The 14517-nt window shown below is 44.8% G+C and carries 26 protein-coding genes; all 26 read right to left on the bottom strand.

The window, feature by feature from the left end:
- Positions 1-45: 45 nt before the first annotated feature.
- Positions 46-252, bottom strand: coding sequence for a hypothetical protein (locus NSB28_RS18630; RefSeq protein WP_109748109.1), 207 nt, complete (start codon positions 250-252; stop codon positions 46-48).
- A 258-nt stretch (positions 253-510) separates the two neighbouring features.
- Positions 511-930, bottom strand: a complete 420-nt coding sequence (locus NSB28_RS18625) for a hypothetical protein (protein ID WP_109748108.1) — start codon at positions 928-930, stop codon at positions 511-513.
- Positions 931-942: 12 nt separating this feature from the next.
- On the bottom strand, positions 943-1512 hold the full coding sequence (locus tag NSB28_RS18620) for a major tail protein (RefSeq protein WP_109748107.1): 570 nt from the start codon (positions 1510-1512) through the stop codon (positions 943-945).
- 15 nt (positions 1513-1527) lie between these two features.
- Complete coding sequence (locus tag NSB28_RS18615; RefSeq protein ID WP_257497866.1) at positions 1528-2034, bottom strand: HK97-gp10 family putative phage morphogenesis protein; 507 nt, start codon at positions 2032-2034, stop codon at positions 1528-1530.
- Position 2035: 1 nt separating this feature from the next.
- Entirely contained in the window at positions 2036-2353 is a 318-nt protein-coding gene (locus tag NSB28_RS18610; RefSeq protein WP_109748105.1) for a hypothetical protein, read from the bottom strand.
- The gene (locus tag NSB28_RS18605) at positions 2328-2678 is read right to left on the bottom strand and encodes a head-tail adaptor protein (RefSeq protein ID WP_109748104.1); all 351 of its coding nucleotides are present in this window, start codon (positions 2676-2678) and stop codon (positions 2328-2330) included. Before NSB28_RS18605 ends, NSB28_RS18610 begins: the two co-directional genes overlap by 26 nt.
- Positions 2675-2950 (bottom strand): hypothetical protein, encoded by a 276-nt coding sequence (locus NSB28_RS18600; RefSeq protein WP_109748103.1) that lies wholly within the window; start codon positions 2948-2950, stop codon positions 2675-2677. Before NSB28_RS18600 ends, NSB28_RS18605 begins: the two co-directional genes overlap by 4 nt.
- Before the next feature lie 11 nt (positions 2951-2961).
- The gene (locus tag NSB28_RS18595; protein WP_257497867.1) at positions 2962-4368 is read right to left on the bottom strand and encodes a phage major capsid protein; all 1407 of its coding nucleotides are present in this window, start codon (positions 4366-4368) and stop codon (positions 2962-2964) included.
- Positions 4358-4945 (bottom strand): HK97 family phage prohead protease, encoded by a 588-nt coding sequence (locus tag NSB28_RS18590; RefSeq protein ID WP_109748101.1) that lies wholly within the window; start codon positions 4943-4945, stop codon positions 4358-4360. The genes NSB28_RS18595 and NSB28_RS18590 overlap by 11 nt, the downstream gene beginning before the upstream one ends.
- Positions 4945-6132: a phage portal protein gene (locus NSB28_RS18585; RefSeq protein ID WP_109748100.1), complete on the bottom strand. Its 1188-nt coding sequence runs from the start codon at positions 6130-6132 to the stop codon at positions 4945-4947. The genes NSB28_RS18590 and NSB28_RS18585 overlap by 1 nt, the downstream gene beginning before the upstream one ends.
- Before the next feature lie 8 nt (positions 6133-6140).
- Positions 6141-7883, bottom strand: coding sequence for a terminase large subunit (locus NSB28_RS18580; RefSeq protein ID WP_330665402.1), 1743 nt, complete (start codon positions 7881-7883; stop codon positions 6141-6143).
- Positions 7873-8283 carry a P27 family phage terminase small subunit gene (locus tag NSB28_RS18575; RefSeq protein WP_109748099.1) on the bottom strand — a complete coding sequence of 137 codons (411 nt, stop codon included), beginning with the start codon at positions 8281-8283 and terminating at the stop codon, positions 7873-7875. The genes NSB28_RS18580 and NSB28_RS18575 overlap by 11 nt, the downstream gene beginning before the upstream one ends.
- Before the next feature lie 74 nt (positions 8284-8357).
- Complete coding sequence (locus NSB28_RS18570) at positions 8358-8669, bottom strand: HNH endonuclease (RefSeq protein ID WP_109748098.1); 312 nt, start codon at positions 8667-8669, stop codon at positions 8358-8360.
- A gap of 107 nt (positions 8670-8776) precedes the next feature.
- Positions 8777-9205 carry a hypothetical protein gene (locus NSB28_RS18565; protein WP_257497868.1) on the bottom strand — a complete coding sequence of 143 codons (429 nt, stop codon included), beginning with the start codon at positions 9203-9205 and terminating at the stop codon, positions 8777-8779.
- 53 nt (positions 9206-9258) lie between these two features.
- Positions 9259-10260: a tyrosine-type recombinase/integrase gene (locus NSB28_RS18560; RefSeq protein WP_257497869.1), complete on the bottom strand. Its 1002-nt coding sequence runs from the start codon at positions 10258-10260 to the stop codon at positions 9259-9261.
- 139 nt (positions 10261-10399) lie between these two features.
- Positions 10400-10645 (bottom strand): hypothetical protein, encoded by a 246-nt coding sequence (locus tag NSB28_RS18555; protein WP_257497870.1) that lies wholly within the window; start codon positions 10643-10645, stop codon positions 10400-10402.
- Positions 10602-10787 (bottom strand): hypothetical protein, encoded by a 186-nt coding sequence (locus NSB28_RS18550; RefSeq protein ID WP_109748095.1) that lies wholly within the window; start codon positions 10785-10787, stop codon positions 10602-10604. The genes NSB28_RS18555 and NSB28_RS18550 overlap by 44 nt, the downstream gene beginning before the upstream one ends.
- Positions 10788-10836: 49 nt before the next feature.
- Entirely contained in the window at positions 10837-11004 is a 168-nt protein-coding gene (locus NSB28_RS18545; protein WP_257497871.1) for a ribbon-helix-helix protein, CopG family, read from the bottom strand.
- A gap of 62 nt (positions 11005-11066) precedes the next feature.
- Positions 11067-12434 (bottom strand): DNA cytosine methyltransferase, encoded by a 1368-nt coding sequence (locus NSB28_RS18540; protein WP_109748094.1) that lies wholly within the window; start codon positions 12432-12434, stop codon positions 11067-11069.
- Between the two features lie 55 nt (positions 12435-12489).
- The gene (locus NSB28_RS18535; protein WP_109748093.1) at positions 12490-12675 is read right to left on the bottom strand and encodes a hypothetical protein; all 186 of its coding nucleotides are present in this window, start codon (positions 12673-12675) and stop codon (positions 12490-12492) included.
- A gap of 25 nt (positions 12676-12700) precedes the next feature.
- A complete protein-coding gene (locus NSB28_RS18530; RefSeq protein WP_109748092.1) occupies positions 12701-12901 on the bottom strand; it encodes a hypothetical protein in 201 nt (66 codons plus the stop codon).
- Between the two features lie 250 nt (positions 12902-13151).
- A complete protein-coding gene (locus NSB28_RS18525; protein ID WP_109748090.1) occupies positions 13152-13334 on the bottom strand; it encodes a hypothetical protein in 183 nt (60 codons plus the stop codon).
- A gap of 31 nt (positions 13335-13365) precedes the next feature.
- Positions 13366-13602, bottom strand: a complete 237-nt coding sequence (locus NSB28_RS18520) for a toxin PIN (protein ID WP_109748089.1) — start codon at positions 13600-13602, stop codon at positions 13366-13368.
- 14 nt (positions 13603-13616) lie between these two features.
- Positions 13617-13787 carry a hypothetical protein gene (locus NSB28_RS18515; protein ID WP_257497872.1) on the bottom strand — a complete coding sequence of 57 codons (171 nt, stop codon included), beginning with the start codon at positions 13785-13787 and terminating at the stop codon, positions 13617-13619.
- A 26-nt stretch (positions 13788-13813) separates the two neighbouring features.
- A complete protein-coding gene (locus NSB28_RS18510) occupies positions 13814-14026 on the bottom strand; it encodes a hypothetical protein (RefSeq protein ID WP_257497873.1) in 213 nt (70 codons plus the stop codon).
- Positions 14027-14324: 298 nt separating this feature from the next.
- Complete coding sequence (locus NSB28_RS18505) at positions 14325-14480, bottom strand: hypothetical protein (protein WP_257497874.1); 156 nt, start codon at positions 14478-14480, stop codon at positions 14325-14327.
- Positions 14481-14517 lie beyond the last annotated feature (37 nt).

The raw sequence follows: 14517 nt of genomic DNA, 5'->3' as shown, positions 1-14517 counted from the left end.
TGCCCACAAGCACATCTCCATTTACATTTCTAATTTTAATTTTAACTATCTTCGTCTCCGGCTCCATCTGTCAGCGCCTTTACAGGTTCCGATAAAGACAGACCAGCCGATCACTGCCACTCCTGTCAGTACCATATATGACTTGATTACACCCGGTACCCAGATCAGTATACAGATAAATATAAGCAGCCATACAGACAGCAGCTTATTCCTTTTGATGAAATTTATTATAAACCATAAAGCCTTCTTCATGCTATCACATCCTTTGCCTATAATATACCATTATTTCCAGGGTTTTTCAATGGTTTTAGAGGTCCATCAATGAATCATTCTGCGGCTGCTGCCTTTTATATATCCCCTTCGACATAATAAAATTATGATGCTCCTTATATGCTTCATAAAGTTCTGCCCACTTTTTAAATGACATGTGAGCGATTTCCATTTCTTTATATCCGATCTGCATCCCAATAAACACAAGCCACGCAAAGTCTATTGTCTGGTCTGTTTCTTCTAATTCGTCCCCTGCGTGGCCTTCCCGTTTTTTCCCTCAAAGCATTCTGCAAATGCTTCATGTACGATCTTTGAAATTTCTGTATAACTTTTATCTACCTTCCGCAGCAGTCCTTCTCTGGACAGTGTTTTCCCATCTGCTGCCCCTCCCTTTATCTCAAGGCCTTCCCTGACCATAAGGTAAAGTCCTTTATTGATTGCTTTGGTATCTGGTATCCCAATATTTGCTTTCCTTTTTCCCTCCTTGTCACGTATGTATTCCCCCTCTGCATCCTTCAAATACTCGATACCCAGCAGCTTATTTTCAAAATCTGCCACACTGCCGAATTCTTCCTGCAGCTGTTCCAGCACCAGAAGGTCACACTTTATGGGATACTTCTCCCCTGACAGTTCTATTTCTTTCAGTTCTTCAAATATCATCTCACGTCCTCCTTACTCACCTGTTGGTGCCGGTGTTGTCATTCCCGCCTTTTCTTTCAGCCATTCGTTAGCCTCTGTTGGAGTTTCAAATAATTTACGTTCCTGCCAGTCATCCAGATCTGTTGTGACAGCTTTCCCTGCCAGTGATGGTGTCTGGTATTCAATGTTGTCGCCTTTCGTTTTAAATGTCTCCGCATTCTCAGAGAATTTAACTTTATGCATCCAGATCGCTACATATTTCCTTTCCCCGTCCACAACCTCCGTCACGTAAAACCCCATCCCCACAAACGGAGCGGCGTCCTTCCCTTTGTACCCTACCTGCTTTTTGTCTTCCGAGACCGTATGGCCGAACAGAAGAGTATGTGCTTCCACTGGGAGGGTGGATGTATTTAAAGTGACATCCGCATATTTGAACTCCTTGTCCGTCTCTGCCATCATGTCATCTGCGTAAAGGGAACCTTCCGCGTACTGTGGTGATATTTCAATCTGTATCGCCTTTCCGCATACAAATCCTCCTGAATAAGTGTTATCTGCTACATTTAAGCTTGCAATCGTTGGTTTTGCTAATCCGATAAATGCCATATGTCTTTATTCCTCCTATTTCATTATCTTTCTGATATCTTCACTACATTGTTTTTCCATTGCCGCCAGTGCCGGACCCTTTATCGCATTCACTGCCGGCCTGACTGTCGGGTGCTTCCTCCTGAAGGAAGATCCGCTTTCCACTGACCTCATAAGCATACTGTTCGGCACCCCTTTGGGGTATTTTCTAGTTGGCACTGACCCATACCCGTCCCACCCAATTTTTGTTGATGTGACCCCTTTCATGAATTCCTGTATGGGGGCTATACCCATGCTGTCTATTAAATCACCTTTCTGTTTCCTTGAGACGCCCGTGAGTGGTGCATTCTCAGTGCCAACAGGCGGAAGCCCGTTCTCTCCCTCCTGCACCGGCAGCATCTTTAAAGCATCCTTTATGGCATCGGCCACAACTTCAGCTCCTTTATAGACCGTCCGGTTTGTGATCTCCTGTGAATTTGCTGCCAGATCATTCAATTTCTTGATCATGGCATCCAGCCCTGGTGACGCCTTTATCTTCGCCATATCATACCTCCCATACCCACTCATGATGGATCAGGCCCGTTTCATCTTCGTATTGGGAGGAATTGAACCGGTACGGGATCCCGTACTCTGTTAACGCCTTCTGTATCCGGTCAAAAACCGGGTCGAAGTCATCCGGTGTATAATAATCCACTGTCCCGGTTATAACCTGTTCAACCTTCCGGTCATCTGCATGGATGCTGTCCCCTTCCCCGTCTTCGGCCCAGATAATGTACCTGTCTGCTTCCCCTGTCTTTGTATAATGGTAGGTTTCCTTCGTGACCGTCAGCAGCGCATCACGTATGGCCTTCAATTTCTCCATATACCTCACCTATCCTTTCCAGCGACAGGATACTAATTCTTATCCCGTTCTCATCCTCTCCATGCTGTACAAAAGTGATCCGGCACTGCATCCCATCTTCCATGACTGCGACATCCTTTGCACGGATGCTGCGGTCCTGCTGTATATGGATGACCTCATCCACTTTTTCTTTTACTGCTGCCGCATTGTAGTGCCTGGTCAATCCAATTTTCTCATATCCAAAATAATATGATTCTTTATAAGCAAGCTTGTCTTTTGGTTTGTTCCCAGGCTCTGCTGCATTTTCTACCCCGTATATTTTCACGATACCGTCATCAAATGTCATGCTCCACCTGCTTTCTGCGAGAAGAGGATATTATTTAATTCATAGCGCAGGAATCGCGGCATACCTGTGTCTTTTCCTGCCCGCTTCCGGTACAGGTAGGCCGCATAATGGATGACAGACATCTGTACATCAATATCTGGTGTGATCTCTATCCCTTCCCTCCTGATCAGCTGTTCTGACAGTTTCAGCAGCTGTCTCAGGTAATCGTCATTGCTGCTGGTCAACATCTGTAGGTCCTTCTTCAATATAGACAGCCTTGTCTCCTCATCCATTTTCCTACCCCTTATTCTGTTGGTGCCTCAGGTGCCTTCTGTCCCGCGAATGTGATCCCTGATGTTGTGGGTGCCTTTGATGCATTATATAACGCAAACCCCTCCGGGATTGCCGGTATCCCGTCGTAACGTGCCGTCCCTTTGAATAATGTCTGGTCCTCTATGAATCTTGCATGCTCAGACTGTGAAATATGTGTCCCGGCCCTTTCCACCAGAAGGTATAATCCCATGTATCCAAATACGATGTCCCCTTCCGGGATGAAGTTAAGCTCTACGATGTCCCCTCCAACGACCGGCATGGTATTGTTCATCCCTGCCACGATTGCGGCATTCATGTTGGCCCCGATACTCTCTGCCAGCAGGTGCATATGGGTCTTTTTTGACATCAGCCATACCACACTTTCATTCGCATAGTCAGTGTCGATAGCCCCTGTCTTCTCCACGATCTCTTTAAACAGTTTTGCACCTGCCGGGTTCGTCCCGGTTATGATATTAGTCCCTGCCAGGTCCTTCCAGTCCCGCCCTGTGGCCGGGTAATTATCCGGCTTCGCTGCCTGCGCCAACCTTGTCACAATCCCAAGCGGCATCTTGTTGCCGGTGCCGTATACGATCGCTTTATCAAGGGCCTTTGCGATTGCTGTCCCAAGCGCGTTAAGGATCTCGCTCGTCAGGTTGACATCATTATCCTCAATGATAGCATTGCAGACAGCAAAATACCCACCTACTTTATAGCCGTCCACTTCCAGGCTGTTGAAACCCAAGTCCAGTTCATTCAGAGCGGCACACATCTCAGTCCATACCGCTTCAGGGATGCTCCCCATGATGACCTGCCTGGCTGTGCCGGCTACCGGCCTGTGGCTGACATATTTAAGCAGTTTTGAGCTTCTCTCCACGATCTCCTTTAACAGCTCCAGCATGACTTCTGGTATGATCAAACCGCTATTCGTCAGCGCCCTCTTTTCCTTGATGCATGTTCTGACCTCACCCAGGAAGTTCTTCACATCCTCGCGCTGGAAGAACGCATCCCTCTCCTGTATTCCCATACCAAAGAATTTCTTTCTTGTCTCCATTTTGTTTCCTCCATTCCTTTCATTTGTCTCTGTTGATGGTCCTGCTGCCGGTGCCGGTTTCGGCTTCTCTCTCTCTTCCTCTTCTTTGATCTCTGCTTCAATGCCTTCGATCTCTTTTTCCAGGTTCTTTTTATCCTGTTCAAACTGATCCTTTTCTTGTGCGAACTCCTCCACCTGGTCCTCAATCTCTTTCCGGTCCTCCGATGGTGTGTCCTCTGTCATCTCTGCGATCGCGTCTTCAAATTCCTTTTCCCTTCTCTGGTATTCGGCATCCTTTCCCCTTAAGGTCTCCAAGGTCCTTTTCTTTGTATCTAACTTGCTTCTGAGCAATAATGTTTTAAGAGCCATTCCCTTCATCTCCTAACTTTCTAAGTATTTTTGATTTCCATGCTTCATGTTCTCTCTGCTTCATTGTCTGCAGCTGCTGTTTTCTTGCTGTTACCCCAGTCTCTTCATATGCCGGGAATGTCACCACGGACACTTCATACAGTTTCACCTTCTTGATCGTCCAGTGTACCTCTGCCCCGCGGTCCTCGAATTCTTCATCCAGGATGTCGAATCCAAAGCTGCACTGGTCTACATCCCCACGTTTCACCCGTTCATACAGATTCACCGCGTCCTGGTCATTGGGGTTGATCTTTACTTCCCCCCATAGCCCCCGGCTGTCTGTCTTAAGCGTCAGCGTCCCTGCTTTGTTCCGTCCCAGCACAAGCCTGGTCTCGTGATCGATCAGGCACCGGATATCGTCCGAAAGCGCCCCGTCAAATGCTGAATCCGCAACGCTTTCCGTTGCCCCCGGCCATATTTCATAATTGGAATTAAAGACAGAAAAATATCCGCTGATATAAAGATCACCGGATTCTTCTGCCCTGGTCTCAAATTTTGAGGATATGCTCCGTAACTGCCGGATGTTCCTGTCTGCCATTAATCTTCACCCCCTTTGTCCAATTTTTTCTGATCCCCGATCATCCCACGCGGGATATAGTTTTCCAGGATTATAAGGTCATCCAGTCCCTCCATCGGTGAAAGCCCTATCCAGTCCCTGACCTCATTCCCGGTCATGATACCGCGGATATACTGGTCATCCCCTACTTGCGCCAGTTCCTTGATGTCATAGGCATATAAGGACCGGACATTAAACCGGAAATACCAATCAGGGCTTAACAGGAGTTTCCTGGTGAGTTCCTGCTCTATGGCGTTGCATATGGTCCCGATCCTGGTCTTGATGAAATTATTCCATTCATCTTTATCGAATTCACCCGCCCCTACCACAAAAGCCGGCACCCCCAGGATCGCAGCCACTGTCTTTTTATCCAGCGTCACCGACTCAGACAGGGCAATATCCTGCAGTGACAGCGGCCTGACCTCCTGCACCTCAAACTGGTCTGCCGGGATCATCCAGGGTTCCCCTGCTTCGCTTGTCTCTATGTACTGCTTAAGCAGCTTCCCTCTGCCTTCCTTACTCGCAAACTCTTCGGTCAGCCCGTCAACCTTGACAATGATAGACGGCTTCCATTTGCTTTCCATAAAACCTTTTTCCGTGGCCGCTGCCTGCTTCAGATTGTGTGCAACGTCTTTTAATGTGGTCTTGTACCCTGTTCCCTTCCACGGATAATCTGGATCCGGGTTGATGACAAAATGGAGAAGGTTATCCGGGTTTAAATACTTCCCTTCATATCCGATCAGGTACCCGTAACCGTCTTCCAGATAGGATACCGCCCCCATCCGCAGCGGGATCATGTTCATCAGCAGGCCGTTCTGCGTCTCCGGGTATACGACCGCATTCCCGTCACCTTCCAGGAGCAGGTTCCGTACCACTGCTGAAATGAATGTCTTTCTTGTCATCCATTTGTTTGGTGTGATGTCCACTTTTTTGGATAGCTCATTTCTGATCCTGACATCTCCCTTATCCGTGTTTGACATGAGGTGGATGGTCATACTTGAGATCAGATCTGCGATCTTCCCGACTGCCGCCTGTATCTCCGGATTTTGTGACAGTCTCGTATATCCTGAACAGCATAGTGTTTCATAGGCGTCCATCGTACACAGGAACTTTTCAGGCTCCGCCCTTGTCTTGATGCTCCTGGCTACGTCTTTCTTCTTTTTACTCATGCTTCCTCCTAACCCAGCCAGTCTGATGCATTCTGGCTCTTTTCTATATCAATCAGCATCTGTTTTGCCGCAATGATATCCGCGTCAAACAAATCTATCCTGTAATTTGGCTGCACCTTCTCAAACCGCACGAAATCGTCCGAATCTTCGATCGCCTTTACATTGCTGATGCAGTACTCATATGCTTTGTTATGCAGATAATAAAACTTCCCTTCTGTGAATTTATTCTCCACTTCCCGGAACGCCTCTGTCTTTTCCACATACCGCTGTGACTGGTCCCGCATCTTGAAGCCCGCCTTCTTCATCTTCATAACGAACTCCCTTGAATACCTGCGGTCATATCCGACCCACTTAATCTTAAACCCCATCTTCTTCATGGCTATGTACCATTTGACAGGCTCCTCATACTCGATCACTGCTGAGTTGCACATGGTCAGCCAGCCCATCTCCTCCCACCAGAATACCGGTATGTTATCTTCATCCGCCTTTTGGTGGGCAACCGCGATCGGGATAAATGCATGTGTGATTGCAATATCTACATCCTTATACCTGCCATGCAGCGCCGTCCCTGTGAGGTCCCCCATCTTCGATAGATCGGCTCCCCCGTACCATTTGATTGGCAGCTTTGCCAGTTCCTCAATCGTCCAGTTATATTTTTCATCCGATGCCTGCACCACTGCCATGTCAAAATAAGTGTTCATCGCGCTCATGAAGACATTTAGTGATTTAGCAAGGAAGTCTTTGCGCTGCTGTGGGTCATTCTGTGCCTGTATAGAATCGTTCAGTATTTCTTCTGGCCTTATGGACTCCCCGTATGCTGGGTTAGCCATTTCATGGGTAGCCGGGTTCGTGTAATCGATCTGCTCGCTCCCGTCTTCTGCCTTTACAGGATCGGCTTCCCGGATGAATATAAAGTACTGTTCATCCTCGATTTCCCCATCCAATACCCTCTTGCAGTACTTCACCTTCTGTGCAAGGAACCCATTCGGGTCATCCCCGGCAGTTGATATCCCTATCATCAATTTGTTTGTATAGGCTTTCATGGCATCCTTAAAGAGGGTATACTGCTTTGGTTTCTTAAACGCGTGTATCTCATCTGCTATGGCAATGTTGCAGTTAAAGGAGTCCTGCACATCCGGGTTTGCTGCCAACGCATTAATTTCCATCATTCCCCCGCTTATCTCCGCTTTTATGGAATGTTCATTATTATTGTCAATGATATGGAAATGTCCGCCTTCCTCATCCTCTTCCCCCATATTTCGGATGTTGTATTTCAGAAAGTCGAATGTCTCCATTGTCTGCTTAAGTGCTGCCGCCACCACATAGATCTTTGACCCTGACATCCGGTAAAGCAGTCCCAGTGCATAGGCCAGCGCCCCGGCAAATGACGTCTTTACATTTTTTCTGGGTATAAAGATCAGGCATTCATGGAACCTGTTTATTTTCGTTCCTTTTAGCTTAAATCCTAAAAGGTTATAGATAATGAACTTATGGAAGGACATTAAAAAGAACGGGGTCCCTCTTAAGCTTTCCCCGTCCCGTGTCTCACCCTGCTGGTGACATATGGTATTTTCTATGATAGATATAACAAAGTCTGCATCTCCTGGAATGAATTCATATTTTGGGTTTTCTAAATCTTTCAAGAACCTTTTACATGCTTTTATGCAGTACTCATTCGCAAGCTTCTCCCCGGCTATAATGTCAGAGACATACTGCATGACATCCTCTGCATATTTCCCTTTAAGTTCCACTCATCTTTGCCAGCGCTTCATCAAGAGCGCTCCCTTTCTTTCCGTCAAGTCCTTTTGCCTTAATGGCCTTAAGCCCCTTTGGTGTAAGCCCCAATATATTTTCCAGGTCTGCCAGTTCTTTGCGTAAAGTTTCCAGGGCCAGATACAGCGCGGTCTTCCTTACATTAGTAGCCCCTGCTTTGTTTGTATACTCCTCTGTTATGATGCATCCATCCTCAACAAACTGCTTATTCAGGATTTCAAACTGTACCCTCAGTTCTGCATATCTCTGTACCGTTGGGTCAAATTCCTGCCTGAAAACTCCCAGTTCCTTCATGCTTTTTACTGTAGTGTCATATACCTTTTTCTTTTTCCCTGTATAGGTTTTCGCTGCTATATCCTCACCCTCTTTCTGCTGCATCCCCCTTTTTTATTTTTTAGCCGGAGTTGGAAACACCTACCCTGGCCAGTAGAAAATTTTTAGAAATGTTTTTTTCAACCCAGGGGGGCTTTCCGTCTCCCTCTCCAGTCCACTCCCGGCTTTGTCCTCTGCTGCAGCTGCCTCCCCAGTCCTGTCAGCTCTCCTGTAGCCCTGTTCTCAAGCTTGTTATGTCCAGCCAGGCTTACAGATATGAGGTTCCAGTCACACCATGCATACTCTGGATAAATATCCGCAGGATAGATATGATGGACGGTGTTTGCCTCCTCCGCTTTCCCATACATCTTTGCCACCTGGCATTTGTATCCATCAAGCTTTAAGATATGCTCACGTTTCCTTTTCCATTTTCCTCCATAATAGTTAAACATGCATATCCCTCCACGCAAAAAGCGCCTGGTTTCCCAGACGCTTTCCTTTTATTCTACTGCTCATTATAAGTATATCAAAAATATAATGTGCACTTCCATGCACTCTTTTAGAAATTGAAATTTTTTAGCGCCCTTCCGTGTACTTTATGAATGCCACGCCAGCTGTAATCCATTCTTAAAGCTATCTCCTCCCACTTAAGCAAGTGTATGTACCTGTATCTAAGGACCAGCTTTTCTGTCTCATCCCCCATTTCTTCAATCTTATGTACTATCTCCCTGCGTAAATCTATACGCTGGTTCATCTGCTGCCGGAGTTCCTCCATCATTTCATCTACCTTTGCTGCATATCCTGACAGATCGCTGCACCCAGTACCATGCGGCATGCCATCCTGTGTAACACTGGGACACATCTTGTCCAGTCTCAACTGCTGTATTTCCTCTTCAATGGCCTTTTCTGCCCTGATGGCGTCACGATATCCATTCAGATATTCTTTCTTCTTTTCGTTTTCTTTTCTCATATCCTCTTTTTCTATCATTTCCGCCTCAGGCAGCTTTCCATCTGCTGCCGTACTCCTTTCCTTTTATGCTGTTATGCTGCCCTATTGTGCCGGATCCTCATGTCTTCCAGATCCTCACACAGGTAATATTCAATGGTTATTGCCGTGCTGGCGTGCCCCAGAAGCTTAGATACAAGCACGATATCCTTTGTTTTAAGATACAGACGGCTGGCAAAGGTCTTGCGGAACACATGCACTGTTGTTTTTAGATGTGCTCCCGCTCTTACTCCGATAGCCTTACAAATGTTCTCCATGCTGCCTTTTTTAACCCTTTTATATGGTGCACGTACCGAAACAAAGAGAGCCGTATCATTGCCTTTCCTAACCTCCAGATACCGGGCCAGTGATTTTTTTGCCCGAACATCCAGAAAGCCGGTCCTGTATGTGCAAGTCTTTTCGGCGTAAATTGAGACTGTACCCTCCTGAAGTTTGATGTCATTGACATTAAGCCCAACCAACTCGCTCACCCTCATGCCTGTGCTCAACAACAAATCTATGATAGCCCGCTCACGCTCATCTTTGCAGGCATCCCGCATGTCCTCCACCTCCATGTCAGTTAGCCGGTCCTTTTGCTTTTTATGGACTTTGACATACTCCAAATCTCTTGTTATATCTTCCGTAACATGACGCTTTTTATAAGCCCATTTATAGAAGCTGCAGAAGCCTCTCATAAGCGTGGACTTGTAGTTGTGCGCGATATGATCCCGGTACTGCCTGATAGCCAAGTAATCAATGATGTCCTGCGCTGTAATGGTATCATAGGTCTTCCCGGTCTCACGCAGCAGCATCCGTATCGAATCAGAATACTGCTTAATCGTGCTCTCCTTACGCCCCATAGCAAGGTAATCTATTGCAAACCGTTTAAGTATCCAATCGTTGTCTCGGACCTCTGTTGATGGCAAATACACGCTCTCAACGATATCGTAGTTATGCAGCTTAACAAGTAGTACCACTTTAAGCTGCTCTATCTGTGGCTGATCCAGTACTGGTTGCATCGCTGCAATAATATTATTAATAACGTCATCTTTCGTCATATCCTCACCCTCCATATTGCTTAAGGAGGATAATTATGTTATAATCCTCTTAAGCAGCAGCAGTGGAGTGTCCCGCCAAAGTACCTCCGCTGCTTTTTCTTTTTTTCATGGTTGCTCTCTCCCCGTTCTCTTTACTTTTTTATTTTCTGCTGCCATATCTTTTATGCATGTAATCAAGCTGGTCTATGATATCCTGCGGCAGTTTTTTCTTTGTTTCTACCGGTTCCTCTGGCAGAAATATTTTTTCTTCTGCCATTATCCTCTGTACTGTCCTGTATGATGTCTCGCATTCAGCGATTATTTCTTTTACACTCTTGTTTAACTTCAGCATAGAAATTATTTTATTCCTTTTCCCTGCATCCATCCTTTGACACATTCCTGCCATGTTGTTCCTCCTCTCTCGGTGTAAATTCTAAGCTTATAAAGGTTATTTCCCCTGACGTGTTACTGCTCACTTTCATTTCTGTTATGTCCATCTCTGACAGTATTTCTTCAAGCTTTTTCATCCTGAATATGTTTAAATCCATATATATCCTCCTTGCTTAGTCAGCTATATTTCAGTTTCAGTGTGTATCGTTACGCACTATTACGCAATAAATAATCATTCAATGCCTGTCTTACGACCCAGGAAATGGGCCTGTCCTCTCTCTGACAATAATCAATCACCCGCTTTAATTGCTCTGGCTCCATGCTTATATTTTGCCGGATATACTTCTCTTCTTTATCCTTTTTCGGTCTGGCCATACCTCATTCCCCCTTCCGGTGTGTAACGATACACAAAATTTTATTTATTTCAGTTTAGCATATTATCCAAACGCCACTTGCCCATTCCGTTGTATATAGACCTTTGGTGATGGTTCCCGTTTTCCAGCCTTCAGATAGCCACAGTTTGCATTCACCAGTGCTTCCGCCATGATCGGCACCACACTGTTTCCGATACGTTTCACCTGTTCAGATTTCGGGTATGGCTTCCAGGCATAATCTCGATCAATAATATAATCCGTTGGGAATCCCTGCATCAATTTTAACTCCTCTGGCTTCAGCATCCGAAGAAAAATGTCTTTGAGCATATACTTTTCCCCATTAATCTCCGTCACCACATTAACAAGTCCGAACCGGTCTTTTGTGGTGATTGTCCCAATTGGAGAACTTGGTGTCTGCCCGCATCCTGTCCCATAGTATTTGATCAGGAAGGCGGATATCAGGCCAAAGTGTCCCGGTGATGTAGTTATGGTATGCAACGGTTCATCGCACCCTTGTCCGATTCCTGTTTTATAAAACTTTGTAACGAACGCGGTGACGAGACCATACCTGTTACTGGTATCTATGGTCTTTATCGGCTCTGTGAGGAGCTGTCCCCTGGAATCCCCTTCCTTCTGCTCGCCGTGATACTGAATTAAAAACCCAACTTCCGACTTGTTGTTGACCATATACGGATGAGGATTGTTCACAACGTATTTCACATATCCGTTTGCTATCCTCTTCATAGTCGCATCAGCCAGCGGTTTCGGACGGTCGAATATGGATTTACCAATGTCTGACCAATCAATATAATCTCCGCATTCTTTCCATTGCTTCGGAACTCCATTTTTACTGTACGTTGGCTCTGGCCAGACAATCGCCTTACCGTCACGCCGGAAGATAGCATACCAACGTTTACGGGTAGTCGGCGCTCCATAATCTGCCGCAACCAACTCCTGGCTGTCGAAATCATATCCCAGTGATTTCATTGCCGCCACAAACTTTCGATAATCCTCGCCCTTCCTCTCCGGTATCGGCCGGCCGTTTTTGTCCAGCGGCCCCCACTGTTGAATTTCCTCCACATTTTCCATAATTATTACATCTGGAAGAATAGATTTTGCATGTTTGTATACTGCCCATGGAAGGATACGCAGTCCTGACTTTCTCGGCTGTCCTCCCTTGGCCTTACTATGGCTGGTGCAGTCCGGTGATGCCCACATAAGCGCCACGTGCCGGCCTGCTACATATTTCTGCAAATCAACCTTAAAGATATCCTCTGTCAAATGCAGCGTACTCGGATGATTGGTCTTGTGCATCCTGATAGCCTGCTCATCATGGTTGATTGCTATATCTACCTGACGTCCCAACGCCATTTCTATTCCCACACTGGCTCCACCTCCGCCAGCAAAACAGTCAATAATTAAGTCTTTCATTTTTTCAAAAGGAAGCTGTGTACACTGTCCGGCCGGAGCTTCCGCCTCCTTTCTTTTATTCAGCTAAATACTTATTTACTTTTCTAATTTTTATATCTCGTATGTAGTCACCAAAACTATCAAAGTATTCGCAAGCACCTTTTAGCCATATTAAATATTTTGCTTTGCTTGCTGTTTCGGCATCAATGAAATTCCCTTGCATATACTCTATTGACTTAGATTCATAATAGTAAGTGCTCATAATAACACCTCAATCAAATGTTAAATTAACGGTTCAAAGAACCTCTTATCTGCTCTGAAAGCGAAGTTTCCCGACCATAGATGTTCTCAATTTCTTCTACCGCCTGTTCAAGTAAACTGTTTGCGTGGTCAATATAATCAGAAAGTATTTTGGCAGATTTAGCTGCAACAGATTGGTAGTTCTGATTTTTAGACCATTCATAGGCTTGTTTTTCTTCTTCATTCATTCTCTCTGTCCTCCTAATCATTAAATTATTTAAGGATGAATCCATCCTCGCTTATATGTTCCGCGCAATCGGCTACACATTCTGTGCAGTCAGAATGGTATGAGCACTCCATAATACAATGTGTTTCCGTGCATTCTACAGTGCAATCTCCATTCTCATTAAGATAATTGCACTTAAAATTTTTACATCTTATTTCCGCGTCTCTCATCTTCTTCCTCCTCTAAATGCCGATATAGTTCAAAATCTTAATTTATTTGTAACCGACAGTGATATTGCTCCTATTTGTAGCAAACCTCCAACATTTTAAACATGTTCCACATCCCATACAATCTATAAGTTCTTCCAGGAGCATTGCTGATGGGCATGTTTCAGCATTTGCCATACTTTGTATAAATTTCTCCTTTTCATCTTCGCTATCAAAAATAATTTTCATGGTCATATCCTTTCTGGTCTTTATTTGAATTCTAATTCTGGTATTCTGGGAATCCAGAAAGTAATATTGTCATGGCTTCAATGGCTGTATCAAAATGTTTCCCGAGTTCTTTCGCATCCTCTTCGCCCTGCCTCACGTTTCTTCCGTTCCCAGCAAAAACCTGTTTTTGAAGAATTGGTTTTAATTGCTGCAATCCTGTAATGCTTTCTTCTAATTCCTCTTGCTTCACACCGATTTTTACAAATCCTTGCCCTATATTTTCAATCACTTCTATTCCTCCTCTTAATTTGTTAACTCTCTGTCATACATCCGCAACTCACGAGCAAAATCTTCGCAGGCTTGAATATATCCTTTTTGCTCTGCCGTTACCTCCGCAATCTGTTTGCTGTATTTTACAGTGGCTTCATGCTGCAATCTATCTGCAATCTCATTGGCTTTATTGCTCAGATTCATTCCGTTCTCCTTCCGAAAATGTTAATTTAGCAAGCCAATGTTTTTTTATCTTTTAATACAGGCATTGCTATTTTTCTATGACATCTCGGACAACCCACCGGAATAAGTTTTCCCCCTTCAAATTGATATCCAACGCCTACAGTAAAATAAAAATTACAATCGGGGCATTTTGTAACTACACTTGCCCCATTCATCCAAAAATATTTCTCACATTTTTCTCTTTTTGATAATTTGCTCATTTTCAGATCCCCCGTTAAATTTTTAATTGAGATAATCTCTCATTACATCTTCTACGCCTTCTCTGTCTCTTTATTATTTAAGGATGAATCCATCCTCACTAATATGTTCCGCGCAATCTGCTACACATTCTGTGCAGTCAGAATGGTATGAGCACTCCATAATACAATGTGTTTCCGCACATTCTACAGTGCAATCTCCATTCTCATTAAGATAATTGCACTTAAAATTTTTACATCTTATTTCCGCGTCTCTCATCTTCTTCCTCCTCTAAATGCCGTTATAGTTCAAAATCTTAAGTTACCAGCCATAATTTACCAGCTCTTCGATTTTATCTTCCATTACTTCTATTGCTGTTTCTATGGCTTCATAAACTTCTGGTTTTGCTTCTGTGAAACATGCCATCTCTTTCTTGAGTACTTCTTTTGCTTTAGTGATTTCATTTAAATGCGCCATATTCAACCTTCTTTCAATAAAACTTAAATCTTAATTT

Origin of the sequence: Murimonas intestini (genome assembly GCF_024622195.1) — a bacterium.
GTDB classification, from domain to species: Bacteria; Bacillota; Clostridia; order Lachnospirales; family Lachnospiraceae; genus Murimonas; species Murimonas intestini.
Note: the sequence above shows the minus strand (reverse complement) of the source record. Positions and strands in the feature narration are given on the sequence as shown.

Bases quoted from the DNA above. Each gene is read 5' to 3' on its own strand.
- NSB28_RS18630 (WP_109748109.1), bottom strand. From the start codon at position 252: ATGAAGAAGGCTTTATGGTTTATAATAAATTTCATCAAAAGGAATAAG.
- NSB28_RS18625 (WP_109748108.1), bottom strand. From the start codon at position 930: ATGATATTTGAAGAACTGAAAGAAATAGAACTGTCAGGGGAGAAGTAT.
- NSB28_RS18620 (WP_109748107.1), bottom strand. From the start codon at position 1,512: ATGGCATTTATCGGATTAGCAAAACCAACGATTGCAAGCTTAAATGTA.
- NSB28_RS18615 (WP_257497866.1), bottom strand. From the start codon at position 2,034: ATGGCGAAGATAAAGGCGTCACCAGGGCTGGATGCCATGATCAAGAAA.
- NSB28_RS18610 (WP_109748105.1), bottom strand. From the start codon at position 2,353: ATGGAGAAATTGAAGGCCATACGTGATGCGCTGCTGACGGTCACGAAG.
- NSB28_RS18605 (WP_109748104.1), bottom strand. From the start codon at position 2,678: ATGACATTTGATGACGGTATCGTGAAAATATACGGGGTAGAAAATGCA.
- NSB28_RS18600 (WP_109748103.1), bottom strand. From the start codon at position 2,950: ATGGATGAGGAGACAAGGCTGTCTATATTGAAGAAGGACCTACAGATG.
- NSB28_RS18595 (WP_257497867.1), bottom strand. From the start codon at position 4,368: ATGGCTCTTAAAACATTATTGCTCAGAAGCAAGTTAGATACAAAGAAA.
- NSB28_RS18590 (WP_109748101.1), bottom strand. From the start codon at position 4,945: ATGGCAGACAGGAACATCCGGCAGTTACGGAGCATATCCTCAAAATTT.
- NSB28_RS18585 (WP_109748100.1), bottom strand. From the start codon at position 6,132: ATGAGTAAAAAGAAGAAAGACGTAGCCAGGAGCATCAAGACAAGGGCG.
- NSB28_RS18575 (WP_109748099.1), bottom strand. From the start codon at position 8,283: ATGCAGCAGAAAGAGGGTGAGGATATAGCAGCGAAAACCTATACAGGG.
- NSB28_RS18570 (WP_109748098.1), bottom strand. From the start codon at position 8,669: ATGTTTAACTATTATGGAGGAAAATGGAAAAGGAAACGTGAGCATATC.
- NSB28_RS18565 (WP_257497868.1), bottom strand. From the start codon at position 9,205: ATGATAGAAAAAGAGGATATGAGAAAAGAAAACGAAAAGAAGAAAGAA.
- NSB28_RS18560 (WP_257497869.1), bottom strand. From the start codon at position 10,260: ATGACGAAAGATGACGTTATTAATAATATTATTGCAGCGATGCAACCA.
- NSB28_RS18555 (WP_257497870.1), bottom strand. From the start codon at position 10,645: ATGGCAGGAATGTGTCAAAGGATGGATGCAGGGAAAAGGAATAAAATA.
- NSB28_RS18550 (WP_109748095.1), bottom strand. From the start codon at position 10,787: ATGGATTTAAACATATTCAGGATGAAAAAGCTTGAAGAAATACTGTCA.
- NSB28_RS18545 (WP_257497871.1), bottom strand. From the start codon at position 11,004: ATGGCCAGACCGAAAAAGGATAAAGAAGAGAAGTATATCCGGCAAAAT.
- NSB28_RS18540 (WP_109748094.1), bottom strand. From the start codon at position 12,434: ATGAAAGACTTAATTATTGACTGTTTTGCTGGCGGAGGTGGAGCCAGT.
- NSB28_RS18535 (WP_109748093.1), bottom strand. From the start codon at position 12,675: ATGAGCACTTACTATTATGAATCTAAGTCAATAGAGTATATGCAAGGG.
- NSB28_RS18530 (WP_109748092.1), bottom strand. From the start codon at position 12,901: ATGAATGAAGAAGAAAAACAAGCCTATGAATGGTCTAAAAATCAGAAC.
- NSB28_RS18525 (WP_109748090.1), bottom strand. From the start codon at position 13,334: ATGAAAATTATTTTTGATAGCGAAGATGAAAAGGAGAAATTTATACAA.
- NSB28_RS18515 (WP_257497872.1), bottom strand. From the start codon at position 13,787: ATGAATCTGAGCAATAAAGCCAATGAGATTGCAGATAGATTGCAGCAT.
- NSB28_RS18510 (WP_257497873.1), bottom strand. From the start codon at position 14,026: ATGAGCAAATTATCAAAAAGAGAAAAATGTGAGAAATATTTTTGGATG.
- NSB28_RS18505 (WP_257497874.1), bottom strand. From the start codon at position 14,480: ATGGCGCATTTAAATGAAATCACTAAAGCAAAAGAAGTACTCAAGAAA.